The sequence below is a fragment of the Actinoplanes sp. NPDC051411 genome (assembly GCF_040682075.1).
In the GTDB taxonomy this organism is placed as follows: domain Bacteria; phylum Actinomycetota; class Actinomycetes; order Mycobacteriales; family Micromonosporaceae; genus Actinoplanes.
This window is the reverse complement of the sequence record NZ_JBFBAD010000004.1, coordinates 166,638-188,432: the sequence shown is the minus strand read 5'-3', so window position 1 is coordinate 188,432 and position 21,795 is coordinate 166,638. Positions and strand designations below refer to the sequence as shown.

Annotated in this window: 21 protein-coding genes; 12 read left to right on the top strand and 9 right to left on the bottom strand. The window is 71.1% G+C overall.

The window, feature by feature from the left end; all coding sequences use genetic code 11:
• Positions 1–19: 19 nt before the first annotated feature.
• From pulA to AB0M88_RS03795, 3 genes are all read left to right on the top strand, one after another.
• Complete coding sequence (pulA, locus tag AB0M88_RS03805) at positions 20–3,319, top strand: pullulanase-type alpha-1,6-glucosidase (protein ID WP_364094895.1); 3,300 nt, start codon at positions 20–22, stop codon at positions 3,317–3,319.
• Between the two features lie 76 nt (positions 3,320–3,395).
• Positions 3,396–4,427 (top strand): LLM class flavin-dependent oxidoreductase, encoded by a 1,032-nt coding sequence (locus AB0M88_RS03800; RefSeq protein WP_364094893.1) that lies wholly within the window; start codon positions 3,396–3,398, stop codon positions 4,425–4,427.
• Complete coding sequence (locus AB0M88_RS03795) at positions 4,424–5,092, top strand: NAD(P)-binding domain-containing protein (protein ID WP_364094890.1); 669 nt, start codon at positions 4,424–4,426, stop codon at positions 5,090–5,092. Before AB0M88_RS03800 ends, AB0M88_RS03795 begins: the two co-directional genes overlap by 4 nt.
• 95 nt (positions 5,093–5,187) lie before the next feature.
• Here the strand turns inward: AB0M88_RS03795 and AB0M88_RS03790 are convergent, their stop codons facing one another.
• Together AB0M88_RS03790 and AB0M88_RS03785 are read right to left on the bottom strand one after the other, a co-directional pair.
• Complete coding sequence (locus AB0M88_RS03790; protein ID WP_364094887.1) at positions 5,188–5,634, bottom strand: NUDIX domain-containing protein; 447 nt, start codon at positions 5,632–5,634, stop codon at positions 5,188–5,190.
• Between the two features lie 12 nt (positions 5,635–5,646).
• Positions 5,647–7,359, bottom strand: coding sequence for a methyl-accepting chemotaxis protein (locus AB0M88_RS03785; protein ID WP_364094884.1), 1,713 nt, complete (start codon positions 7,357–7,359; stop codon positions 5,647–5,649).
• A gap of 172 nt (positions 7,360–7,531) precedes the next feature.
• Here AB0M88_RS03785 and AB0M88_RS03780 point away from each other — a divergent pair, with 172 nt between their 5' ends.
• From AB0M88_RS03780 to AB0M88_RS03745, 8 genes are read left to right on the top strand one after another with little or no spacing between them, the layout of a single operon-like run.
• On the top strand, positions 7,532–8,107 hold the full coding sequence (locus AB0M88_RS03780; protein ID WP_364094881.1) for a chemotaxis protein CheW: 576 nt from the start codon (positions 7,532–7,534) through the stop codon (positions 8,105–8,107).
• Entirely contained in the window at positions 8,104–8,931 is an 828-nt protein-coding gene (locus AB0M88_RS03775) for a CheR family methyltransferase (protein WP_364094879.1), read from the top strand. Before AB0M88_RS03780 ends, AB0M88_RS03775 begins: the two co-directional genes overlap by 4 nt.
• Positions 8,928–9,410, top strand: a complete 483-nt coding sequence (locus AB0M88_RS03770) for a chemotaxis protein CheD (protein WP_364094876.1) — start codon at positions 8,928–8,930, stop codon at positions 9,408–9,410. The genes AB0M88_RS03775 and AB0M88_RS03770 overlap by 4 nt, the downstream gene beginning before the upstream one ends.
• Positions 9,407–10,474: a chemotaxis response regulator protein-glutamate methylesterase gene (locus AB0M88_RS03765; RefSeq protein WP_364094873.1), complete on the top strand. Its 1,068-nt coding sequence runs from the start codon at positions 9,407–9,409 to the stop codon at positions 10,472–10,474. The genes AB0M88_RS03770 and AB0M88_RS03765 overlap by 4 nt, the downstream gene beginning before the upstream one ends.
• Positions 10,467–11,501, top strand: coding sequence for a methyl-accepting chemotaxis protein (locus AB0M88_RS03760; protein WP_364094870.1), 1,035 nt, complete (start codon positions 10,467–10,469; stop codon positions 11,499–11,501). The genes AB0M88_RS03765 and AB0M88_RS03760 overlap by 8 nt, the downstream gene beginning before the upstream one ends.
• Positions 11,502–11,510: 9 nt before the next feature.
• On the top strand, positions 11,511–11,879 hold the full coding sequence (locus tag AB0M88_RS03755) for a response regulator (protein ID WP_364094867.1): 369 nt from the start codon (positions 11,511–11,513) through the stop codon (positions 11,877–11,879).
• Positions 11,876–12,148 (top strand): STAS domain-containing protein, encoded by a 273-nt coding sequence (locus AB0M88_RS03750; RefSeq protein ID WP_364094864.1) that lies wholly within the window; start codon positions 11,876–11,878, stop codon positions 12,146–12,148. Before AB0M88_RS03755 ends, AB0M88_RS03750 begins: the two co-directional genes overlap by 4 nt.
• Positions 12,148–14,292, top strand: coding sequence for a chemotaxis protein CheA (locus tag AB0M88_RS03745; RefSeq protein ID WP_364094862.1), 2,145 nt, complete (start codon positions 12,148–12,150; stop codon positions 14,290–14,292). Before AB0M88_RS03750 ends, AB0M88_RS03745 begins: the two co-directional genes overlap by 1 nt.
• A gap of 26 nt (positions 14,293–14,318) precedes the next feature.
• On the opposite strand, the gene AB0M88_RS03740 is transcribed toward AB0M88_RS03745, so the two are convergent.
• The 4 genes from AB0M88_RS03740 to AB0M88_RS03725 all read right to left on the bottom strand — a co-directional run bounded on the left by AB0M88_RS03740 (position 14,319) and on the right by AB0M88_RS03725 (position 18,392).
• Entirely contained in the window at positions 14,319–14,750 is a 432-nt protein-coding gene (locus AB0M88_RS03740) for a hypothetical protein (RefSeq protein WP_364094859.1), read from the bottom strand.
• Positions 14,751–14,862: 112 nt separating this feature from the next.
• The gene (locus AB0M88_RS03735; protein WP_364094856.1) at positions 14,863–15,858 is read right to left on the bottom strand and encodes a carbon-nitrogen hydrolase family protein; all 996 of its coding nucleotides are present in this window, start codon (positions 15,856–15,858) and stop codon (positions 14,863–14,865) included.
• A 306-nt stretch (positions 15,859–16,164) separates the two neighbouring features.
• A complete protein-coding gene (locus tag AB0M88_RS03730) occupies positions 16,165–17,616 on the bottom strand; it encodes an aminopeptidase P family protein (protein ID WP_364094853.1) in 1,452 nt (483 codons plus the stop codon).
• Between the two features lie 113 nt (positions 17,617–17,729).
• Positions 17,730–18,392 carry a hypothetical protein gene (locus AB0M88_RS03725; RefSeq protein WP_364094850.1) on the bottom strand — a complete coding sequence of 221 codons (663 nt, stop codon included), beginning with the start codon at positions 18,390–18,392 and terminating at the stop codon, positions 17,730–17,732.
• Positions 18,393–18,490: 98 nt separating this feature from the next.
• Between AB0M88_RS03725 and AB0M88_RS03720 the strand changes: the two genes are divergently transcribed.
• Positions 18,491–19,423 (top strand): carbohydrate kinase, encoded by a 933-nt coding sequence (locus AB0M88_RS03720; RefSeq protein ID WP_364094849.1) that lies wholly within the window; start codon positions 18,491–18,493, stop codon positions 19,421–19,423.
• On the opposite strand, the gene AB0M88_RS03715 is transcribed toward AB0M88_RS03720, so the two are convergent.
• From AB0M88_RS03715 to AB0M88_RS03705, 3 genes are read right to left on the bottom strand one after another with little or no spacing between them, the layout of a single operon-like run.
• Entirely contained in the window at positions 19,417–19,809 is a 393-nt protein-coding gene (locus tag AB0M88_RS03715) for a hotdog domain-containing protein (protein WP_364094847.1), read from the bottom strand. The two genes, AB0M88_RS03720 and AB0M88_RS03715, sit on opposite strands and share 7 nt — an antisense overlap.
• Before the next feature lie 10 nt (positions 19,810–19,819).
• Positions 19,820–21,265 carry a PH domain-containing protein gene (locus tag AB0M88_RS03710; protein ID WP_364094844.1) on the bottom strand — a complete coding sequence of 482 codons (1,446 nt, stop codon included), beginning with the start codon at positions 21,263–21,265 and terminating at the stop codon, positions 19,820–19,822.
• On the bottom strand, positions 21,262–21,786 hold the full coding sequence (locus AB0M88_RS03705; RefSeq protein ID WP_364094841.1) for a PH domain-containing protein: 525 nt from the start codon (positions 21,784–21,786) through the stop codon (positions 21,262–21,264). Before AB0M88_RS03705 ends, AB0M88_RS03710 begins: the two co-directional genes overlap by 4 nt.
• Positions 21,787–21,795 lie beyond the last annotated feature (9 nt).

Below are 21,795 nucleotides of genomic sequence, written 5' to 3'. Positions count from 1 at the left end.
CCGGTGCGAGGATGGCCCGGTGACCACGATCGAGATATCGGCCGACGCGCCACCGACTGCCCCGGGCCGGCCTCGATGGCTGGTCGTGCACTATCTGCGGCCCGACGACGACTACGAGCCCTGGTCGCTGCACGCCTGGGGCGACATCGCGCCTGACCAGGTCACCGGTTTCCCCGGCGGCCACCCGTTCGCGGGCGAGGACGCCGGCGGCCGGTTCGCCTGGGTGCGGCTTGCCGACGACGCCCGAGAAGTCGGTTTTGTCGTGGTCGATCGGGCCGGGGTCAAGGATGGGGCCGAGGACCGGCACGTCGATCCGGCAGCCACCCCGGAGATCTGGCTCAAACCCGGCGATTCCACCATCTATTCGGAGTGTCCGACCTCCCGGGCAGAAACCAGACCCGATTCTCGTGGCACCGGCGGCTTCGCCGTCATCCATTTCCGGCGACCCGACGGCGACTACAGCGGGTGGGGCCTGCACGTCTGGGAGGGCGCCCGGGCCAAAACCCCTTGGCGTACGCCGTTGGGCCCGTCCGGCTTCGACGCGTTCGGGGCGGTGTTCCGGGTCCCGCTCCAGCCCGACGCCGTGGGGCTGCGGTTCGTCGCGCACCACGGCGACACCAAGGACCTGCCCGACGACCAGCGGCTCGACCTGACTGTGACTCGCGAGGTCTGGCTGGTCGCCGGCACGGTCGAGCCCGTCCGCCCCGACCTGCGCACGCTCGGGCCCGAGCTCGACCCGGCCCGCTCGCTCGCCGTCTTCCTCGACCGCACGACGATCGCGGTGCCGCCCGAGCTGGCCGACCGCGCCGGCGGGTTCGCCCTGGTCGGCTCGTCCGACGGGGTGCGCCGGGCGGGCGACGAACTGACCGGCGAGCACACCACGCTCCCGCTCACCCCGCGGCCGGGCGGACTCTTCCAGGCCCAGAGCCGCAAGTTCCCGCACCTGCGGGCCTACCGCGCGTTCTCGGTGCGGGAGTTCGGCGACGCCGCGCTGGGTCACCTGCTGCGCGGCCAGTTGCTGGTGGCCGGCCGTGACGCCGAGGGCCACCTCACCGCGCTCACCGGGGTCCAGCTGCCGGGCGTGCTCGACGACCTCTACGCCGAGGCGTCCGAGGCCGACCTGGGCGTCACGATCGACGACGAGGACCGCCCGGTGGTCGCGGTGTGGGCGCCCACCGCGCGTACGGTCGAATTGGAGATGTCGCGTGCCCCCGGAGAGGAACCCCGGCTGGTTCCGATGGACCGCGACGCGGTCACCGGGGTCTGGTCGGTGGTCGGCAAGCGCAAGTGGCTCGGGCGTTACTACCGGTTCCGGGTCGAGGTGTGGCACCCGGCCGCCCAGCGGGTGGTCACGACCAGCGTGACCGACCCCTATTCGCTCGGACTCGCCGTCGACTCGACCCACAGCCTGCTGGTCGACCTCAACGATCCGGCGCTGATGCCGCCGGGCTGGGAATCGCTGGCCAAACCGCCGTCGGTCGCGCCCGCCCGCATGCAGATCGCCGAGGTGTCGGTGCGCGAGTTCTCGATCTTCGACGGCTCGCTGCCGCCGCAGGAGCGCGGGACCTACGCGGCGTTCACCCGGCCCGAGGCCGACAGCATGCGGCACCTGCGCTCGCTGGCCGACGCCGGGCTGACCCACCTGCACCTGCTGCCCGCGTTCGACTTCGCGACCGTGCCCGACCGGCGGGCCGACCAGGCGTCTCCCCGGTGCGAGCTGACCTCGTTGCCACCGTCTTCCGATGAGCAGCAGCGGGCCGTGGCCGAAGTCGCCGATCGGGACGGCTTCAACTGGGGCTACGACCCGTGGCACTACACCGCGCCCGAGGGCAGCTTCGCGGTCGACCCGGCCGGCGGCTCCCGCATCCGCGAGTTCCGGGCCATGGTGGCCGCGCTCAACGAGGCCGGCCTGCGCGTCGTCATGGACGTCGTCTACAACCACACCATGGGCGTCGGGCTCGAGAAGTTCAGCGTCCTCGACCGCGTCGTCCCCGGCTATTACCACCGCCTGCTGGCCGACGGCACGCCCGCCGAGTCGACCTGCTGCCCGGGCACCGCGACCGAGCACATGATGATGAGCCGCCTGGTCATCGACTCGGTGCTGACCTGGGCCCGCGACTACAAGGTCGACGGCTTCCGGTTCGACCTGATGGGCCACCACCCGCGGTCCAACATCCTCGAGGTGCGGGTCGGGCTCGACCGGCTCACCCGGTTCGAGCACGGCGTGGACGGCCGCGAGGTCTACGTCTACGGCGAAGGGTGGAACTTCGGCGAGGTGGCCTACGACGCCCGCTTCGCCCAGGCGACCCAGGTCAACATGGCCGGCACCGGCGTCGGCACGTTCAACGACCGGCTGCGCGACGCGGCCCGCGGCGGCGGCTCGTTCGGCGACGACCCGACCGATCAGGGCTTCGCGACCGGGCTCGGGTCACGCACCCCGCTGGTGGTTCACGACCGCATCAAGGTCGGGCTGTCCGGGGCGCTGGCGACCTACCGGTTCGTCACCCACACCGGCCACGAGCAGAGCGGCGCCCAGATCGACTTCAACGGCTCGCCGAGCGGCTACGCGCTGGCCCCGGCCGAGGCGGTCAACTACGTCGACGCCCACGACAACGAGATCCTCTACGACGCTCTCGCGTTCAAGCTGCCGGCCGGCACCCCGCCCGTCGAGCGGGCCCGCATGCAGGTGCTCGCGCTGTCGCTGATCGTGCTCGGCCAGGCCGTCGGCTTCATGGCCCTGGGCAGCGAGCGGCTGCGCTCGAAGTCGCTCGACCGCAACTCGTTCGACTCCGGCGACTGGTTCAACGCGATCCGCTGGGACCCGGCGGCCGGCAACGGGTTCGGCCTCGGCCTGCCCCCGGCCTCCGACAACGAGGGCCGCTGGCCGTGGGCCCGGCCGCTGCTCGCCGACCCGGCCCTGGTGCCGTCGGCCGAGCTGGTGGCGATGACCGCCGAGCGCTACCGCGAGATGCTGCGCATCCGCCGCTCGTCGCCGGTGTTCGGGCTGCCGACCGGCGACGAGGTGCAGCGGCGGCTGTCCTTCCCGCTGGGTGGGCCGGGGGAGACCCCGGGCGTGATCGTGATGTGCCTGGACGGCACCGGCCTCGACACCCAGTGGGGCACGCTGGTCGTGGTCTTCAACGCCACCGACTCGGTGTCGTCGCAGGTGGTGCCTTCGCTGGCCGGTCTGGGCCTTCGTCTGCATCCCGAGCTGACCGCCTCGGCCGACCCGCTGCTGCGTACCGCTTCGGCCTCCTCCGACGGCGTCCTCACCGTGCCGCCGCGCTCGGTCCCGGTCTTTGTGGCCGATCTCCCATAGCGGAATTTCGCCTCGCCTCTCGTGGTTGACGCGGGCAGTTGTAATTGACACGTCAATCACCACCGGGGAGATAACCATGGCCGACCTCCAGATCGGGCTCGACACCTTCGGTGACGTGCCGGTCGACAGCTCCGGCGCACCCGTCTCGCACGCCGTCGCGATCCGGCAGGTCGTCGACGAGGCCGTGCTGGCCGACCAGCTCGGCATCGACGTGATCGCGCTGGGCGAGCACCACCGCCCCGAATACTCGATCACCACGCCCGAGACCGTCCTGGCCGGCATCGCCTCCCGCACGTCGCGCATCCGGCTGGCGTCCGGCGTCACCGTGCTCAGCTCGGACGACCCGGTCCGGGTCTTCCAGCGCTTCGCCACCGTCGACGCGCTGTCCAACGGCCGCGCCGAGGCGATCCTCGGGCGGGGCTCGTTCACCGAGTCGTTCCCGCTGTTCGGCTACGACCTGTCGGACTACGACGTGCTCTTCGAGGAGAAGCTCGACCTGTTCGTCAAGCTGCTCGACGAGAAGCCGGTGACGTGGAGTGGAACCACGCGGCCGTCTCTGGAAAACGCGTCCGTCTTCCCGCACACCGAGTCGGGCCGGCTCACCACCTGGGTCGGAGTCGGCGGCTCGCCACAGTCGGTGGTCCGCACCGCCCGGCACGGTCTGCCCCTCATGCTCGCGATCATCGGTGGTCCCGCCGACCGATTCGCACCTTACGTCGATCTGTACCAGCGGGCCGCCGAGCAGCTCGGCACGGTCGCCCACCCGGTCGGCATGCACTCGCCCGGCTTCGTCGCCGACACCGACGAGGAGGCGAAGGAAGCGTTCTACCCGGCGTACAAGGTGCAGCGCGACCGGATCGGCGCCCTGCGCGGCTGGCCGCCCCTGCGCCGCTCCGAGTTCGAGTCCGAGATCGTGAACGGCTCGCTCTACGTCGGCTCGCCGGACACCGTCGGCCGCCGCATCGGCCAGGCGGTCAAGACGCTCGGCGTCGGCCGCTTCGACATGATCTACACCGCCGGCGCCCAGTCGGTCGACGCCCGGATGCGCAACGTCGAGCTCTTCGGTGAGAAGGTCATGCCCATGGTTCGAGAGATCGCCGCGTCATGACCACCCTCGGCATCCTCGGAGCGGGCAAGGTCGGCACCGTGCTGGCCCGGCTGGCGGTCGCGGCCGGCTATCGGGTGCTGATCGCCGGCTCCGGCGACCCGCAGAAGATCGCGCTGATCGTGTCGGTGCTGGCGCCCGGCGCGACCGCGGCGACCGCCGAGTCGGCCGCCGCGGAGGCGGACATCGTGGTGCTGGCGCTGCCGCTCGGCAAGTACACGGAGCTGCCGGTCGAGCAGTTGCGGGGCAAGCTGGTCGTCGACGCCATGAACTACTGGTGGGAGATCGACGGCATCCGCGACGACCTCACCGATCCGCGTACGTCGTCGAGCGAGATCGTGCAGTCGTTCCTGCCGGAGTCACGGGTCGTGAAGGGCTTCAACCACATGGGCTACCACGATCTTGACGGCTCGGCGTCGCCGCCGGGCACGCCGGGGCGCAAGGCGATCGCCATCGCCGGCGAGCCCTCCGCAGCCGAGGAGGTTGCTCGTCTGGTCGACGCGCTCGGTTTCGATCCGGTGATCGCCGGGCCGCTGGCGGCGGGCGTGCGGATGCAGCCGGGCACCGAGCTGTTCGGCGCCAACTTCGACGAGGCCTCGGTGCGGGAGGCGCTCGCGCGCTTCCCGGAGACCGAGTACGGGCGGACGGTCGCCTCCTCCCGCGCCTGACCCGAGTGCGAGGGCGCTGGCCGTGGCCTACGGGCTGGCCGGCCGCCACGTGTCGGATCACCCAGCGGCGCCGGCCGCATAGCCGGGGCGGGTGGTCAGGTTGCCCAGGGGCCGGCCGGGGCGAGCCGGGACAGGGCGTCGAGCAGTTCGGGTGGCTCGACGCCCTCCGGGAGTTCCTTCCACGGGAACCAGGCGTGCTCCACGAGCCACTCCGACTCGTAATCCGTGAGGCCCTCGCGGCCGATGGCCGGCGTTTCGTCGAAGACGGCGAGGAAGAACTCTTCCTCGCCGTCGTAGAGCCTGCCGTTCCACTGGATGTGGCGGTGGACCGGCACCGCGCGCTCGCGGACCGCCGACCCGGGCAGGCCGGTCTCCTCGGTGAGCTCGCGGCGGGCGGTGTCGATCGGGCTTTCGCCGTCCTCGATGCCGCCGCCGGGTGGCTCCCAGACCAGATGGCCGTCGGCCGGATCGCGCCAGCACATCAACAGCACACGATGTCGGTCGTCGACGCAGACCACTCGGACCGCCGGTCGCCAAGTCACCCGGCCATTGTTCTAGAAGCGGTCGAATTTCGCTTCCAGGTCGGCGTTCTGGGGGCCGGCCGCGCTCAGCGCGGGCGGCGTCGAGTTCTCGTTGAACGAGCTGCCGCGGTCCCACCCGCTGCGGTAGGCCTCGTTGCCCCAGCCGCCGCGCGAGTTGGCCGGCTCCGGCGTGCGGGCGACCGACGGCCGGTGCGACCCTCCGGTGTGGAAGAAGTCCATCAGGGCCGTGAGCTGCGCGGTCTGGGCCGACATCTCCTGCGCGGTGGCCGCCAGTTCCTCGCTCGACGACGCGGTCTGCTCGGTGACCTTGCCGATCTGGGTCATCGCGATGTTGATCTGGCGTACGCCGGTCGACTGCTCCCCGCTCGCCGCCGCGATCTCCTGCACCAGGTCGGACGTCCGGATGATGCTCGGAATCATGGTGGACAGCAGGTCGCCGGCCCGTTCCGCGGTCTGCACGCTTCCGGCCGCCAGTTCGCTGATCTCCTGGGCCGCGATCTGGCTGCGTTCGGCCAGCTTGCCGACCTCCGACGCGACGACCGCGAAGCCCTTGCCGTGCTCGCCCGCCCGCGCTGCCTCGATCGTCGCGTTGAGGGCGAGCATGTTGGTCTGGAACGCGATGTCGTCGATGATCCCGATCTTGCTGGTGATCTCCTTCATCGCGGTCACCGTACGGGTAACCGCGTCGCCGCCCTCCTGGGCCTCGGCCGCCGTGGTCGCGGCGATGCCCTCGGTGGCCCGGGCGTTGTCGCTGTTCTGGCTGATGCCGGCGGTCATCTGCTCGACGCTCGCGGTCGTCTCCTCGACGCTCGCCGCCTGCTCGGTCGCGGCCTGGGACAAGCTCTGCGAGGCGCCGCTGATCTGCAGCGACGCGCTGTTGAGCTGGGACGCCGACTCGACGACCGTGCTGACCGTCTCGCCGAGGCGGGCGAGGGCGCTGTTGAGGGCGGTGCCCATCCGGCCCACCTCGTCCCGGGCGCTGACGCGCACCCGCTGGTCGAGCCGGCCCTGGGCGAGCGCGGTGAGCACGGTGACGGTGTCGCGCAGCGGCCCGGCGATCGAGCGGGTGATGAACTGCACGAGCCCGAACGTGAGCAGCAGCGCGATGACAATGAGGACGATCAGGATGGTTCGCGCCTTCGAGTAGGCACTGGCGGACGAGTCCAATGAGGCCTTGGCCGCGGTGTCGTCCTTTTCGACGAGATTGGTCAGCGCGGCGTCGATCGCCGTGGCCACCGGATTTACCTGCGTGCTGATGACCTGGTTGAATTCGGGGATCCGATTCGCTACGGCGAGCGGCCGGAGTTTGTCGGTCGCCAATTTCTTGTAGGTTGCCCACGCGCTCACGAATGCCTGCTGATCGGCGTCCGTGGAAGCGCCCGTTGAGAACGTCCCCCACGCTTGGTCCAGCGTCGTGATGGACGAGTCGAGGGCGGTCAGCGCGGTGTCGATCTCGGTGCTGCCGGCCAGGGCGACCGCGCGCATCTGCAGCCGGACGTCCTTGTAGTCGGTGGCGACCTCACCGAGCAGCCGCACATCGTGCAGGTTGCGGTTGTAGAGGTGGGAGAGCCGATCCTGGGTGCTGCCGAGCTGGATGATTCCCACCAGCCCCACCGCGATCAGCAATACGCAGACGACGCTCGCCAGTCCGCGTAGTTTCCAGGCGACCGGCAGGTCGCGGAACCCGGATCGGCCGTGATGGCGTGCTTCCGCCGAATCTGTCATGGGAAGACACTTCCTTTACCGAACAGAAGCGGAACTGAACTGCCGGGCACCCCCGCCGCGACCAGGCCAGCTTATCGACGCGCCGATCGGGATATGCCGGAACTTTGTCGATTCTCGGCAGCGCCCCGAACAATCTGATCGAATGAAACGGCGCGGGGAGAGGGGGCCACCGATGAGTACGGTTACCGAGGCCGGTCGGTACCTCACGTTCACGCTCAACGGGGAGGCGTACGCCCTCGACATCTTCCACGTCACGGAGATCATCGAGTACCGCCCGTTGACCGTGGTGCCGATGATGCCTGACTTCATCCGCGGCGTGATCAACCTGCGGGGCCGGGCGGTGCCGGTCATCGACATCGCGATCCGGTTCGCCCGCGGCAGCACGGTGATCGGCCGTCGCACCAGCATCATCATCGTGCACATTCAGGATCCGGCGCTGGCCGAGATGGCCGATCTGGACGGCGACGGCAAAGGGCTGGCCGACGGGCAGGACATCGGCATCCTGGTCGACTCCGCGACCAAGGTCGTCACGCTCGCGCCGAGCGACATCGAGCCGGCGCCCGCGTTCGGGGCCGGGATCCGGGCCGACTACATCAGTGGCATGGCGCGCCGGGATGACGACTTCCTCATCCTGCTGGACATCAGCCACGTCCTGTCGATCAGTGACATGGTGCGGCTCAGCGACCTTGCCCAGGAGTCGGCTCCGACGGAGGGCGGTGGCGTCCCGGTCGGGTCCGAGCCGCCGTGACCGCCCCCGACCTGGCCCCGCGGACGATCTCCCGGGCCGACTTCGAATACATCACCGGGGTGCTGCACGACCACACCGGCATCCGGCTCGCACCGGGCAAGGAGGCCCTGGTGTCGAGCCGGCTCGACAAGCGGATCCGGGCGCTCGGCCTCGGCGGCTACGGCGAGTACGTGCGCCTGCTGCGCGAGCGCGGCAACGAGGTCGAGCTGCACCAGATGATCAACCTGCTGACGACCAACGAGACGTTCTTCTTCCGCGAGGCGCAGCACTTCGAGTACCTGCGGCGCGAGGTGCTCCCGAAACAGCCGGCCGGGCGGCTGTTCCGGCTCTGGAGCGCGGCCAGTTCGACCGGGGAGGAGGCGTACACGGCCGCCATGGTGCTCGCCGACACGCTGCCGAGCGGTTCGTGGGAGATCGTCGGCACCGACATCTCCACCCGGGTCGTCGAGGGCGCGCGGGCCGGGCTCTACCCGGTCGCGGCGGCCGAGCGGATCCCCCGGCCGCTGCTGCGCCGGTTCGGCCTCCGAGGCCGCGAGGAATACGAGGGGCTGATGACCGTGACCCGCGAGCTGCGGTCCCGTGTGCAGTTCCACTGCCTCAACCTGATCGGGGACTTCCGGCAGCTGGGCCGGTTCGACGTGATCATGCTGCGCAACGTGATGATCTATTTCGACATCGACACCAAGCGCGACCTGGTGCCGCGACTGGTCGAGCGGCTGGTCCCGGGCGGTCACCTGATCATCGGCAGCTCGGAGTCGCTCAACTCGATCCCGTCGCGGCTGCGCATGGTCGAGCCGTCGATCTACCGGCTGGACGAGTCGTGACCGACATCTTCCTGCACCCCGGCGACTACTGGTTCGGCGACGACGGCTCCCGGATCCACACCGTGCTCGGCTCGTGCGTGTCGATCACCGCCTGGCATCCGGCCCGGCGGATCGGCGGCATGTGCCACTACATGCTCCCGGCGCGCCACGCCCATCTCGAGGGGTCGCCGGACGCCCGCTACGCGGACGGCGCCGTCGCCCTCTTCCTGCGGGACATGCGCCGGACCGGCACCGCGGTTTCCGAGTACGAGGTGAAGATGTTCGGTGGCAGCGAGCAGTTCCCGCACCTGAGCCGCCCGTCGGCGCTCGACGTGGCAGGCCGCAACATCAACTCGGGGCGGGAACTGCTGGAGCGCCACGGCTTCATCCTCAGCTCCCGCAACCTCGGCGGTGTCGGTCCCCGCCGCCTGATCTTCGAAATCGCGACCGGGGCGGTCTGGGTGCGCTCGGTCGGCATCCCGGGCCGGGCTTCAGCATGAGTGAGCGCATCGGGGTGCTGATCGTGGACGACTCGGCGGTCGTCCGGCAGGTGCTGTCGGGCCGCCTGCGGGAGAGCCCGGGCATCGAGGTGATCGGCGCGGTGCCCGACCCGATCTTCGCCATGGAGCACATGAACAAGGCCTGGCCCGACGTGGTGGTGCTCGACCTCGAGATGCCGCGGATGGACGGGCTCACGTTCCTCAAGAAGATCATGTCGGTCCGCCCGACGCCGGTCGTCATCTGCTCGACGCTGACTCAGCGCAACGCCGACATCTCGCTGGAGGCGCTGGCCGCCGGGGCGGTCGCGGTCATCGCCAAGCCGGAGACGGGACTGAAGAGATTCATCGAGGATGACAGCGCCGACATCGTGTCGGCGGTGCGGGCGGCGGCGGCCGCGGGCCAGCGGCGTACGGCGAAACCGGTCCCGGCAATGGCCGGAGCCGCGTTGCCGGGCCGGACCACGACGGCGCCGGCGGCCCCGATCCGGCCGGCCACGACGCAGGACCGCCTCGTTGCGATCGGCACCTCGACCGGCGGAACCCAGGCGCTCGAGAAGGTGCTGCCCGCGCTGCTGCCGAGCGGGACCGGCGTGGTCGTGGTGCAGCACATGCCGGAGAAGTTCACCGCCGCGTTCGCCGCCCGCCTCGACACCATGTGCCGGGTCCGGGTGTCCGAGGCCCAGGACGGCGACCCGGTCGTGCCCGGTCACGTGCTGGTCGCGCCGGGCGGCCGGCACCTGGAGGTCGTCCGGCCGGACAACCACTACCGCGTACGCGTCTTCGACGGCCCGCCGGTCAACCGGCACCGGCCCTCGGTCGACGTGTTGTTCCGGTCGGTCGCCAAGGTGGCCGGGCCGGCCGCGCTCGGCGTGATCATGACCGGGATGGGTGACGACGGCGCCCGCGGTCTGCTCGAGATGCACAAGGCCGGCGCCTACACGGTCGCCCAGGACGAGGCGACCTGCGTGGTGCACGGAATGCCCCGGGAGGCGGTCGCGCTCGGCGCGGTCGACCGTGAGTCCCCGCTTCTACAGATCGCGGAGGTGATCAACCAGCATGGTTGAACTGGTCGTCGCGGTAATCGCGCTGGCGCTGGGCTTCGGCGCAGGCTATCTGGTGCGGGGCCGCCGGAGCAGTCCACTCGTCGTCGCCCCGCCGGTGCGACGCGATCAGTACGCGGAGAGTGTCACCGAGTTCGCCGACGCGGTCGCGCCGGTGTGGGCGGGGCAGATCGACTCGTCGCGCGACCAGATGGAAACCGCGGTCGGGCGCCTCACCGAGACGTTCGCCGGCATCGTCGAGAACCTCGACTCGGTGCTGACCACGTCGTCCGGCGCGCTCGATCCGGGTACGGGCGGCGCGTTCGACCGCAGCCGGGAGCGCCTGGGCGACGTGGTCGGCACGCTCGACCAGGCGCTGACGGTGAAGCGGCAGGCCCTCGAGGAGCTGCACTCGCTGCTCAGCCTCAACGAGGAGTTGCGGCAGATGTCGGGCGAGGTCACCCGCATCGCCGCCCAGACCAACCTGCTCGCCCTCAACGCGGCGATCGAGGCCCAGCGGGTGGGTACGGTCGGTGCCGCGTTCGGGGTCGTCGCGCTGGAGGTCCGCCAGCTCGCCGACCGGTCGCAGAACACCAGCGAGCGCATGGTCGAGAAGGTCGACCGGGTGGCTCAGGCCATCACCGGGGTGCTGAGCAACGCCGAGGAGAGCGCCGAACGCGAGGACAACGCGGTCGCCCACGCCAACGGCGAGGTGCAGGCCGTGCTCGACGACCTGATGACGATGCTGTCGCGCATGCGGGAGAACTCGCAGCAGCTGGAGTCGGCCGCGGTCGGCATCCGCGGCGAGATCAGCGAATCGATCGTCAACCTGCAGTTCCAGGACCGCGTCAACCAGATGCTCGAGCATCTGCGGGACAACATCGACCGGTTCCCGCAGGTCGCGGCGTCCGCCGCGGCCGGCCGTACGCCGCTCGACGCCCGCGGGCTGCTCGAGGAGCTCTCGTCGAAATACACGATGGCCGAGGAGCACCAGACACACAGTTCCGGGTCGGCCGCCGAGGTGTCCGCATCCGAAATCACGTTCTTCTAGGAGACGACCATGGGCAAGACCATTCTGATCGTGGACGACTCCGCGTCGGTCCGACAGGTCGTGAGCATCGCGCTCAAGGGCGCCGGCTACGACGTGATCACGGGCGTGGACGGCAAGGACGCGCTGACCAAGCTCAACGGGCAGCGCGTCCACCTGATCATCTCCGACGTCAACATGCCCAACATGGACGGCATCACGTTCGTGTCCGAGGCCAAGAAGCTGCCCGCCTACAAGTTCACGCCGATCATCATGCTGACGACCGAGTCGCAGGAGGACAAGAAGCGGCAGGCCCAGGCGGCCGGCGCGAAGGCGTGGGTGACCAAGCCGTTCCAGCCCGAGCAGATGCTCAGCGCGGTGGCGAAGCTGGTGCAACCATGACTTCTCCCGTGCCCCTGCGGCGGGTCGCCGTCGACGACGAGCTGACCATCGTGACGGCGGCCTCGCACCGGGAGACGTTGCTGGCCGCTTTACGGGACTCCCCGGGCGTACGGATAGAGCTGTCCGGAATCCCGGACCTGGACACCGCCGGTCTTCAGGTTCTGCTCCTGGCCCGGGAGGAGGCCGCGCGGCTGCACGTGCCGGTCGAGTTCTCCGATCCCAGCCCGGCCGTCGCCGAGGTTCTGACCCTGACCGGTCTGGTGCTCTGATGGCGCTCGACAACGACATGCGCGAGGCGCTCGACATGTTCGTGACCGAGGCCCGCGACCTGGTGCAGGAGCTGGAGGAGGGGCTGCTCGAGCTGGAGGGGCAGCCGGCCGGGTCGGAGACGGTCAACGCGGTGTTCCGGGCGGCGCACACGTTGAAGGGGTCGTCGGGGCTGTTCGGGCTGCGGCACCTGGTCGAGTTCACGCACGTCGTCGAGACCGTGCTGGGTTCCGTGCGGGACGGAGTGCTGCCGGTCGTCCCGGAACTGGTCAGCGCGCTGCTGCCGTGCGCCGATCACATCTCGGCGATGATCTCGTCCCTCGCCGGCGGGGACCTTGAACCGCCGGCTTCGCTGACCGCGGACAGCGCGCGTCTCTTGTCGGGCCTCGAGCCCTACCTGTCGTCGTCTCCGCCCGATCTGGCCGCCCCGGCCGCCGCCGAGCCCGTGAGGTCGGAGCGGGCCTGGCTGCTGACGCTCCACTTCGGCGAGGACTGCCTGCGTAACGGCATGGACCCGCTGTCGTTCCTGCGCTACCTCGGCAGCCTCGGCGACCTGACCTCGGTCGCCGTCGACACCTCCGCGCTGCCGCCGGCCGACGAGATGGACCCCGAGTCCTGCTACCTGGGCTTCGAGGTCGAACTGGTCACCGCGGTGCCCAAGAACGAGATCGAGTCGGTCTTCGACTTCGTCCGCGAGGACAGCGACATCCGCATCGTCCCGGCCCCGAGCCAGCACGACGCCTACGTCCGCGCGATCAAGGCGATGCCGGAGAACGACCGGATCGGCGACGTGCTGGTCACCAGCGGCGCGGTCACCGAACTGGAAATGGCCGAGGCGCTGCGCATCCAGCAGGAACGCGCGGTCCGCGAGAACAAGCAGCCGGTGCCGATCGGCGAGATCCTGGTCGAACAGGGCCTCGCGCCGAAGGCCATCGTGGACGCCGCACTGACCCGGCAGCGGCGGACGACCGAGACCCGCTCCCACGACACCCAGACCATCCGGATCGACGCGGCCCGCCTCGACAAGCTGATCGACCTGGTCGGCGAGCTGGTCATCGCCCAGTCGAGCACCGGCGCCCCGGGCTCGGCCGGCGCCGAACGGGCGGCCGAGGCCCGGGCCGAGGTCATGCGCCTGGTCGACGAGGTGCGGCACAGCGCGCTGTCGCTGCGCATGGTTCCCATCGGTACGACCCTGCGCCGGTTCGAACGGGTGGTCCGCGACGTCTGCCTGGAACTCGGCAAGGACGTCTCGCTGGTCATCACCGGTGGGGACGCCGAAATGGACAAGGCGCTGGTCGAGCGGATCAGCGACCCGCTGCTGCACCTCGTGCGGAACTCCCTGGACCACGGGATCGAACCGGGCGGCGAGCGGCGCAAACACGGGAAGAACGAGCAGGGCACGCTGCGGCTCAACGCGTACCACGACGCCGGGAACATCGTCATCGAGGTGGCCGACGACGGCCGCGGTCTCGACCGCGACCGGATCCTGGCCAAGGCGATCGAACGCGAGCTGGTCGCGCCGGGAACCCCGCTGACCGACCCCGAGGTCTACAACCTCATCTTCGAGCCGGGCTTCTCGACCGCCGACAAGATCTCCAACCTGTCCGGCCGGGGCGTCGGCATGGACGTGGTCAAGCGGAACGTGACCGCCCTGCGCGGCTCGATCGAGGTCGAGACCGGCCGCGGGGTCGGCACCACGATCCGCATCCGGCTGCCGCTCACCCTGGCGATCATCGACGGGTTCCTGGTCGGGGTCGGCGACTCGTCGTTCATCGTGCCGCTCGACCGGGTCATCGAATGCGTCGAACTGCCGCCCGGACCCCAGGGCCGCGACTGCATGAACCTGCGCGGCGAGGTGCTGCCGTTCATCCGGATGCGGCAGCTCTTCGGGGTGCCCGGCGAACCGGCCCGGCGGCAGAACGTGGTGATCGTCGAGCAGTCCGGCGCGCGTACGGGCCTGGTCGTGGACAGCCTGCTGGGCGAACTGCAGACGGTGATCAAGCCGCTGGGGGTGCTGTTCAGCCGGGTGAAATGCATCAGCGGCTCGACGATCCTCGGCAGCGGCGAGGTCGCGCTCATCCTCGACGTGGGACCGCTGATCGCCGGATATTCCGACCACTCCCGGCAAGCGGCCCTGGCCGGCTGACCAGGGCCGCCATCCTTCTGGTCTCGTCACATGAGGACGTTTAGGTCTCCCGACTCGGGTCCCTTCCAGTCCTGGGTGTCGCCGTCGTACTGCGTGGCCCGGGCGGTCAACCAGTAGCCTTCCTTGAAGTCTTTGTTGCACACCGCCCAGTGCCCGGCGCCAAGAGAGTTCCGGCAGGTGCCCCAGCGGCCGTAACTGGTGAACCAGCGGGCGACCGCCGAGGCGCTGTCGGCACTCGACAGATCCATCACGAAGATCCGGTCCCCGTACGGCTGGATACACACCTCCGAATACTTGGTTGTGACGCAATAGGACTGTTCCGATCCCAGCCCGCCGACGGCAACCCCGTTATCCCACTCGTACGAGTACGCCGCGTTGGCCGGTGTGGCGGCGGCGAGGGTGGCGATCGCCGTACCAAGGAGCCCGGCGACCACGCGCTTGACAGTTCTGGCGGCCATGATTTCTCCGATCCATCCCGTGATCCGGTCTCATGTAGACCTCGGGTCATGGTCGCGCCGGTGCCTTGCCAACCGCCTTGCCAGACCACTGGCCACGACCCCGTCTCCGGGGTCAGAGGCCGGCCCGGTCGAGGCTTCTCGGGTCGTTCGGGGCCTGATAGCGGGTGTACAGGCCGCTGCGGGCCACCCGGCGCCACGGTCGGCCGTGGTTCTCGGCGTCGAGATCCAGGTCGGTGGTGGCCAGGGCGGTGAGCGGATCGGCCGGGCACCGGGTGAGCCAGTCACCGTGCGGGGAGATCACCCCGGCGGACGCGTTCGGGGCGTCCTGCGCGGTGCCGGAGTAGCTGACCCAGTAGCCGTTGGCCGCGGCCAGGGCCTGGGCCTGCAGGGCGAACGGCCCGTTGTTCAACGGCGTGCCGGGGCCGTGGGTGGAGAAGAGCACGCAGTCGACGTCGAGGCGCTCGTATTCCAGGAACACCTCGGGGAAGGCGACCTCCATGCCCAGAGCGCAGCCGAACCGTACGCCGTCCACGCTGAACGTGACCGGCTCCGAACCCGGCGTATACATGTGGCTGACCTTCGTGTTGGAGAGCAACCGTTCGTCGTAGCGGGTCGCGATCCGCCCCTCGTCCGAGATCACGTAGAGGCTGAGGTGCGGCCGCCGGGGCGGGGTGAGCGGGTGGATCGACCCGAGCACGGTCCACAGCCGCAACTCCCCGGCCAGCACCGCGATCGCCCGAAGCTCGGCGGCCAGCGTCGGCCAGTCGGCGCGGCCCCAGTCGGCCGGGCCGATGGTGTCGGGACCGGTGCTCGACATGACCCGCTTACTCGGGCAGGCCAGCGCGCCCTCGGGCAGGTGCAACAGGCGGGCCCGGGCGGCGTGGGCCTCCCGCATGAGGTGGCGGATCTGCTCGCCGCGGTCGCGCACCGCGGCGGTGTCGCCCGGGTCGGGCTGGATCTCGAGTTGGGCGACCGACAGTCGCAGGTTCTTCGGCATCGGTTCTCCTCGCGGAGTCGTGCGGAAGTGCCGCAGGGCAGCCGCGTAGGACTCGCCGGTCTTGGCGGCGCGGGCACGCACCCGGCGCTTGAATCTCCGGTTGGCTGTCATGCTGGGCCTCCGCTTGTTCCACACGTCGATCCCCGCGCGATCAGAGCGTCCGGAACATGCGAACGAGGACAGCGACCCGAGACGAAGAATCCCTTTGCCTCCGAAGAGCTGAGCGCCCGAAAACGGGCCGCCCGAAGACCGTGCTGCGGGGACGGTCGCTGGAGGTTGGGCGTGGGTCACGCCGCCGCCGACGTTATCAGTTCACCCGGTCGCGGTCGAGCTCGTCCTTCGGCTGGCCGGCCCGGGGCCTGCTTCGAGCTGGCCCCGGGCGATGGCTGCGCCGGTGCTGACCGGGCCGGAGAACTCCTAGGCGGGCAGGCGCGGGCCCGCCGAGCGCTGCGCGGCCATCCACTGTTCGACCTCGGCCGACGAGCGCGGCAGCCCGGCCGACAGGTTGCGGCAGCCGTCGGCCGTGACCAGCACGTCGTCCTCGATGCGGACGCCGATGCCGCGCAGCTCCTCGGGCACCAGGTCGTCTTCCGGTTGGAAGTAGAGGCCCGGCTCGACGGTCAGCACATAGCCCTCGGCGATCGTGCCGTCGCGGTAGTTGTCGTTGCGCGCCTTCGAGCAGTCGTGCACGTCGATGCCGAGCATGTGGCCGAAGCTGTGCAGCGTCCACCGGCGGTAGATCGTGCTCTCCTCGCTCATCGCCTCGTCGACCGAGACCGGGAGCAGGCCCAGGTCGTGCAGGCCCTCGGCGAGCACGCGCATGCAGGTCCGGTGGATGTCCTTGTAGAGGACGCCCGGCCGGATGAAGTCGATGCCGGCCTGCTGCGCGGCGTGGACGATGTCGTAGACCTGGCGCTGCAGCGGCGTGAACTGCCCGGACACCGGCACCGTGCGGGTGACGTCGGCGGTGTAGAAGTGGTTGCCCTCGACTCCCATGTCCATCAGGAGCAGCTCGCCCGGCTTGGTCGTGCCGGTGTTGCGCACCCAGTGGAGGATCGTCGCGTGGGCGCCCGCGCCGACGATCGAGCCGTAGCCGACGTCGTTGCCGTCGTGCCGCGCCCGCAGGCCGAAGACGCCCTCGAGTAGCCGCTCCTTGACCGCGCGGTCGGCCGGGAGCACGCGCACCACGTCCTCGAAGCCGTGGACGGTCGCGTCGATCGCCTCCTGCAGCTGGGCGATCTCCCACTCGTCCTTGATCAGCTTGAGCTCGGAGATGGTCCAGGCCAGCTCGCGGTCGCGCGGCTTCTCGCGGTCGGGCTCATAGGCCAGCACGGTGCGGTCGACGTTGGCGTCGAGGCCGCGCAGCACCCGGGTGCGGCCGGGCGCGCTGTGGGCCAGGGCCGGGCCGAGCGCGCCCAGCGGGGCGGTGTCGATGCCCAGCTCGGTCGACTTCTCGGCCAGCGTGTGGGTGCGGCCGATCCAGAGCTCGCCGTCGCGGTGGCGGAAGAACCCGTCGGTCTCCTTGGAGTTGCGCTGGCGGGTGTGGAGCACGGCGTCGTGGCCGGACCCGCTCGGGCGCATGACCAGCACCGAGTCGGGGTCGCGGTCGCCGGTCAGATAGACGAAGTCGCTGCCCGGGCGGAACGGGTAGTCGGTGTCGTTGGCCCGCACCTTTTCCGTGCCGCTCGGGATGATCAGTGTCTCGCCGGGGAACGCGTCGGAGAGCGCGGCCCGCCGCTTCGCGTAGTTGGGCACCTCGGGGACGGGCGCGACGGCCAGCGGATCCTCGCGCCAGCCGCTGCGCATGAACTGCAGGAACGCCTCGGGGAAGTCGGGGTCGTGCGACCCCGTCTTCGGCTGCTCGGCCATGATGTGTTTCCCTCCGATGCTCGACCGCCCCCGACGTTACCGCCCGGGACCGACAAAACAGAGACCGGTCAAGATCAAAGTGCCGGATCGGAAGGTCGGACCGGAAGGCCGGATCAGAGGGTCAGGCAGGCGGCCCGGGCGCCGGCGGTGCCGGCGACGCCCATTCCCGTACGCGTGGTCCCGGCGTGAATGACCAGCGAGCGAGGCGGCGCCTTGGGGTCGAAGGCCCAGTTCTCCGGGCTCACCGCGGTGCCGGCCCCGGCCGCGTCGGCGAGGAAGTCCAGCCACACCTCGTTGTCCTGGTTGGCATAGGAGGGGTCGACCGACGGCGTCTTCGGGTCGTGCCGGTTCTGGTAGTGGGGCCCGGCGGCATCCGGCATGGCGGCGCACGGCTGGGTGTGCAGATGAGCGCCGTACGGTCGCCGCGGAACCATTCCCGCGACCGTGAGTCGCACGACCAGCCCGGTGGGCGTCCGGGTGATCGCGACCCGGGCCCGCGCTCCGGGCGGAACCACCGCGGGGTCGTAGGTGATCGCCGTCGAGCCGGGCCGGTAGGGCTCGAACGTGCCCGAGGCGACCAGACCGGGGCCGGCGACCTCGCCCGGGAGCAGTTGGCCGGGGCTGGTCGCGCCACCGCTCGGCCCGCCCTCGTAGCGCACCCAGGTCGACGCCGTTCCCGACCGGGTGGGCTCGGACGGCGCACCGGCCGGCGTGCCTGCGCCGCACGCGGACACGGCGAGACAGGCGACAAACGGTACGAAACGGCGCGAGAACATGTCTGAATCATGCCAAACGGGCCGGTGTCGGGCGAGCACTGGCGCTGCGCGCCCCCGGACGGAAGGCTGTTCGCAGAAGATCCAGCCGAAGGAGCGACATGGGTTACGCGGTGGTCATGGGTGAGGCGCTGGTCGACCTGCTGGAGGCCGAGTCCGGCGGCGACCTGATCTATCGCCAGGCGATCGGCGGCGGACCGCTCAACGTCGCGGTCGGCGTGACCCGGCTCGGCGGCGACGGGCGCTTCGCGGGCTCGCTGAGCACCGACGTGCTCGGCGACCGCCTGGCCGCCTTCCTGCGCGACGTCGGCGTCGGCCTGGGCGCGGCCAAGCGGGTCAGCGTGCCGACCACGCTGGCCGTGACCACGTTCGAGGGCGCCGACCCGACCTTCACGTTCTACGGCGAGCCGCCCTCCTACGCCCTGCTCGGCCCGGACGACCTCGCGCCCGGCCTGGTCGAGGGCGCGAGCGTGCTCTACGCCGGCTCGATCGCCCTGCTGCGCTCGCCGTTCGTGGACGCCGCCCGCGCCGCCTGGGCGACCCCCGGCCCGCTGCGCGTCTTCGACCCCAACGCCCGCCCGACCCTGCTGCCCGACGCCGCCGCGGTCGACGCCCTGCGCACCCTGGTCGAGGAGTTCTTCGCCACCGCCGACCTGGTCAAGCTCAGCTCGGCCGACGCCGAGGTGCTCTACGACCGGGCCGCCCCGGCCGACGCGGCGACCCGGATCCTCGGGCTGGGCGCCCGCGCGGTGGTCGTGACCTGCGGCGCGGCGGGCGCCTACGTGGCGACCCCGGCCGGAGCCGCGATGCTCGAAACGCCGGCCGTCGACGCGATCGACGCCACCGGCGCCGGCGACTCGGTGATGGCCGCCCTGATCAGCCGCCTGCTGACCGGCGGCTTCCCGGACACGCTCGACGGCTGGCAGCGCAACGTCCGCTTCGCCCTCGCCGTGGCCGGCCTGGTCGTCGAACGCCCGGGCGGCGCCACCGCGATGCCGACCCAGGACGAGGTGGCCGCCCGCTGGAACTACTGACCCTGCGCCTTCTCGATGAAACGCTGCCGGTCGAGCAGCGTCCGCTCGACCCGCACGTCGGCGATCGTCCGCTCGCCCTCGCGGACGGTCACGTCGAAGGTCAGATTGCGGCCGTCAACCTTGGCCAGGGTCGCGGTCGCGATCACCGTGCGGCCGACCGTCGCGGCCGCCCGGTGATCGATCTCGGCCCGGGTGCCGACCGTGGTGACCCCGCCCGGCATCTGCCGGGCCGTCGCGGCGACGGTGGCCGCCTCGGCGAGCGCCAGCACCCGCGGGGTGGCCAGCACCGGCACGTCGCCCGAGCCGAGCGCCTGGGCGGTGTCGGCGTCGGTGACGGTCAATTCCACCCGGGCGACCATCCCCGGGGCGAACTCCGGAAGCTCCATGCCTGTGAGCTTAGGACTCGACGGGGCGTCGCCAGAACGACTCGTCGGCGACCTCATAGGCCGGCAGCCGGTCGGTCATCAGCGGCGCCGGGCCGCGCGCCAGCCGGGCCCGCGTGGCCAGCTGCTCGGCCAGCGCCCACGCCTCGTGCACGTCGCGGTCGTGGGCCTGCCCGGAGCGGCCACCGGCGGTGTCGGCGACGACCGTGGCCAGCCGGAACATCCGCTGGACCGGCCCCTGCACCACCCGCACGCTCTGCAGGCGGGCGTACGGCACCAGGGTCATCTCGCGGGTCAGCAGGCCCCAGCGCGACACGAACACCTCGGGAGTCAGCCCGACGCCCATGTAGCGCAGCGCCAGCGGGTGCCGCCAGCGGGCCCGCGGCGGCGGCGGCGAGGTGGCCAGCGTGACCAGGTCGACCCCGGGCAGCACCTCGGCGACCAGATGACGGGCGGTCCCGAAGTCGCCCACCGGCAGCAGCCGGTCGGAACGCTTCTCGTCGCGCCCCTCCCGCCCGGCGAACCCGGCGATGTCGAGCCGGGCGTGCAACCATTTCTGCGCCCGCCAGAGCAGCGGCCAGGTCAGCGACACCGACTGCACCCGGTTGAGCGGCACCACCTGGCTGCGCGTCTCCAACAGCCCGTAGCGCACCAGCAGCCGCCCGCCCGGATCGCTGGCCAGCCGGAAATCCCAGTCCTGCAGCACCCGGCGCACCGGCTGCAGCAGCACGCCGGCCATCGCCGTGACCGTGCTGGCGATGCCGACGAAGGTCCAGGTCGGCGCCAGCGCGAACTGGGTGACCACGAACGCCACGCCGACCGGCAGCAGAAACGCCTGCGGCGTCAGGAGCTGGCTGATCACCAGGTCACGGTTGGCGACGCGGAGCAGCGGCCTTTCGAGAGCGGGCACGCCGGGTGCCGCCGCTTGCGCTCCGGCGACCGGTTGCGCCTGCGAGGGCGTACGCCCGGCGAGCGCGAGCAACCGCTCGCGCAGGGCCGCCGCGTCCCGCACGGTGAGGTAGGCCAGAGGCGCCTCGGTCTTGTGGCCGCCCACCACCTCGAGCCGGAGCTCGGCCAGGCCGGTGAGCTGGGCCAGCAGCGGCCGCCGCAACTCCACCGACTGCAGGCGTTCGAGCGGGATCGCCCGGTTGCGGCGCCAGAGCAGCCCGTCCTGGATGCGCAGCTCGCGGCCGACCACGTGGTAGCCGGTGTTGAGCCAGTTGACCACCGAGAACAGCACCACGAGCAGGGCCAGGCCGGCCACGACCAGGGTGAACCTCTCCAGCCCGACCTCGCGCAACGTGTTCCAGCTCAGGGCACCGGCGATCACGACGATCGACTTGAAACCGTGCAGGAACGGGCTGAGCGGGTGAAGCCGCCGGCGCGGCTCGCCGGCCGCGGGGGCCGGGTCGCCGGCCGCGGGGGCCGGGTCGCCGGTAGTCGGGTCGCTGGTCGTCACAGGCCCTCGGCCCGGTCCTCGCCGAGGGCGGTCAGGCGGTCGCGCAGGCGGGCCGCCTCGGCCGGCGGCAGGCCGGGAACCCGGGCGTCGGTGGCCGCGGCGGCGGTGTGCAACTGGACGGTGGCCAGCCCGAACGCCCGCTCCAACGGCCCCGCGGTGACGTCGACGAATTGCATCCGCGCATAGGGCACGATCGACAGCCGGCGCACCAGCAGCCCGTGACGGACGAGGAGATCCTGGTCGCGCTCGGCGTAACCCCAGGCGCGCACCGCCCGCACGGTGACCCAGGCCCGCCAGATCGCATAGACCACGGTGACGACCATGCCGGCCGGCCACGCCCAGTAGGGCGACAGCGCCCACCCGATGCCGAGCCCGCCGAGCACCACCGCCGCGAACGTGCTGCGCGCGATCAACTCCACAGTGATCAATTTGGGCGAGACCCGCTGCCAGGCGACCGTGTCGGGCCACGGCTCGAGAGCGTCGGCGGGGCCGGGCGCGGCGGCAACGGGCTGCTCGGTCACAGCGCCAGC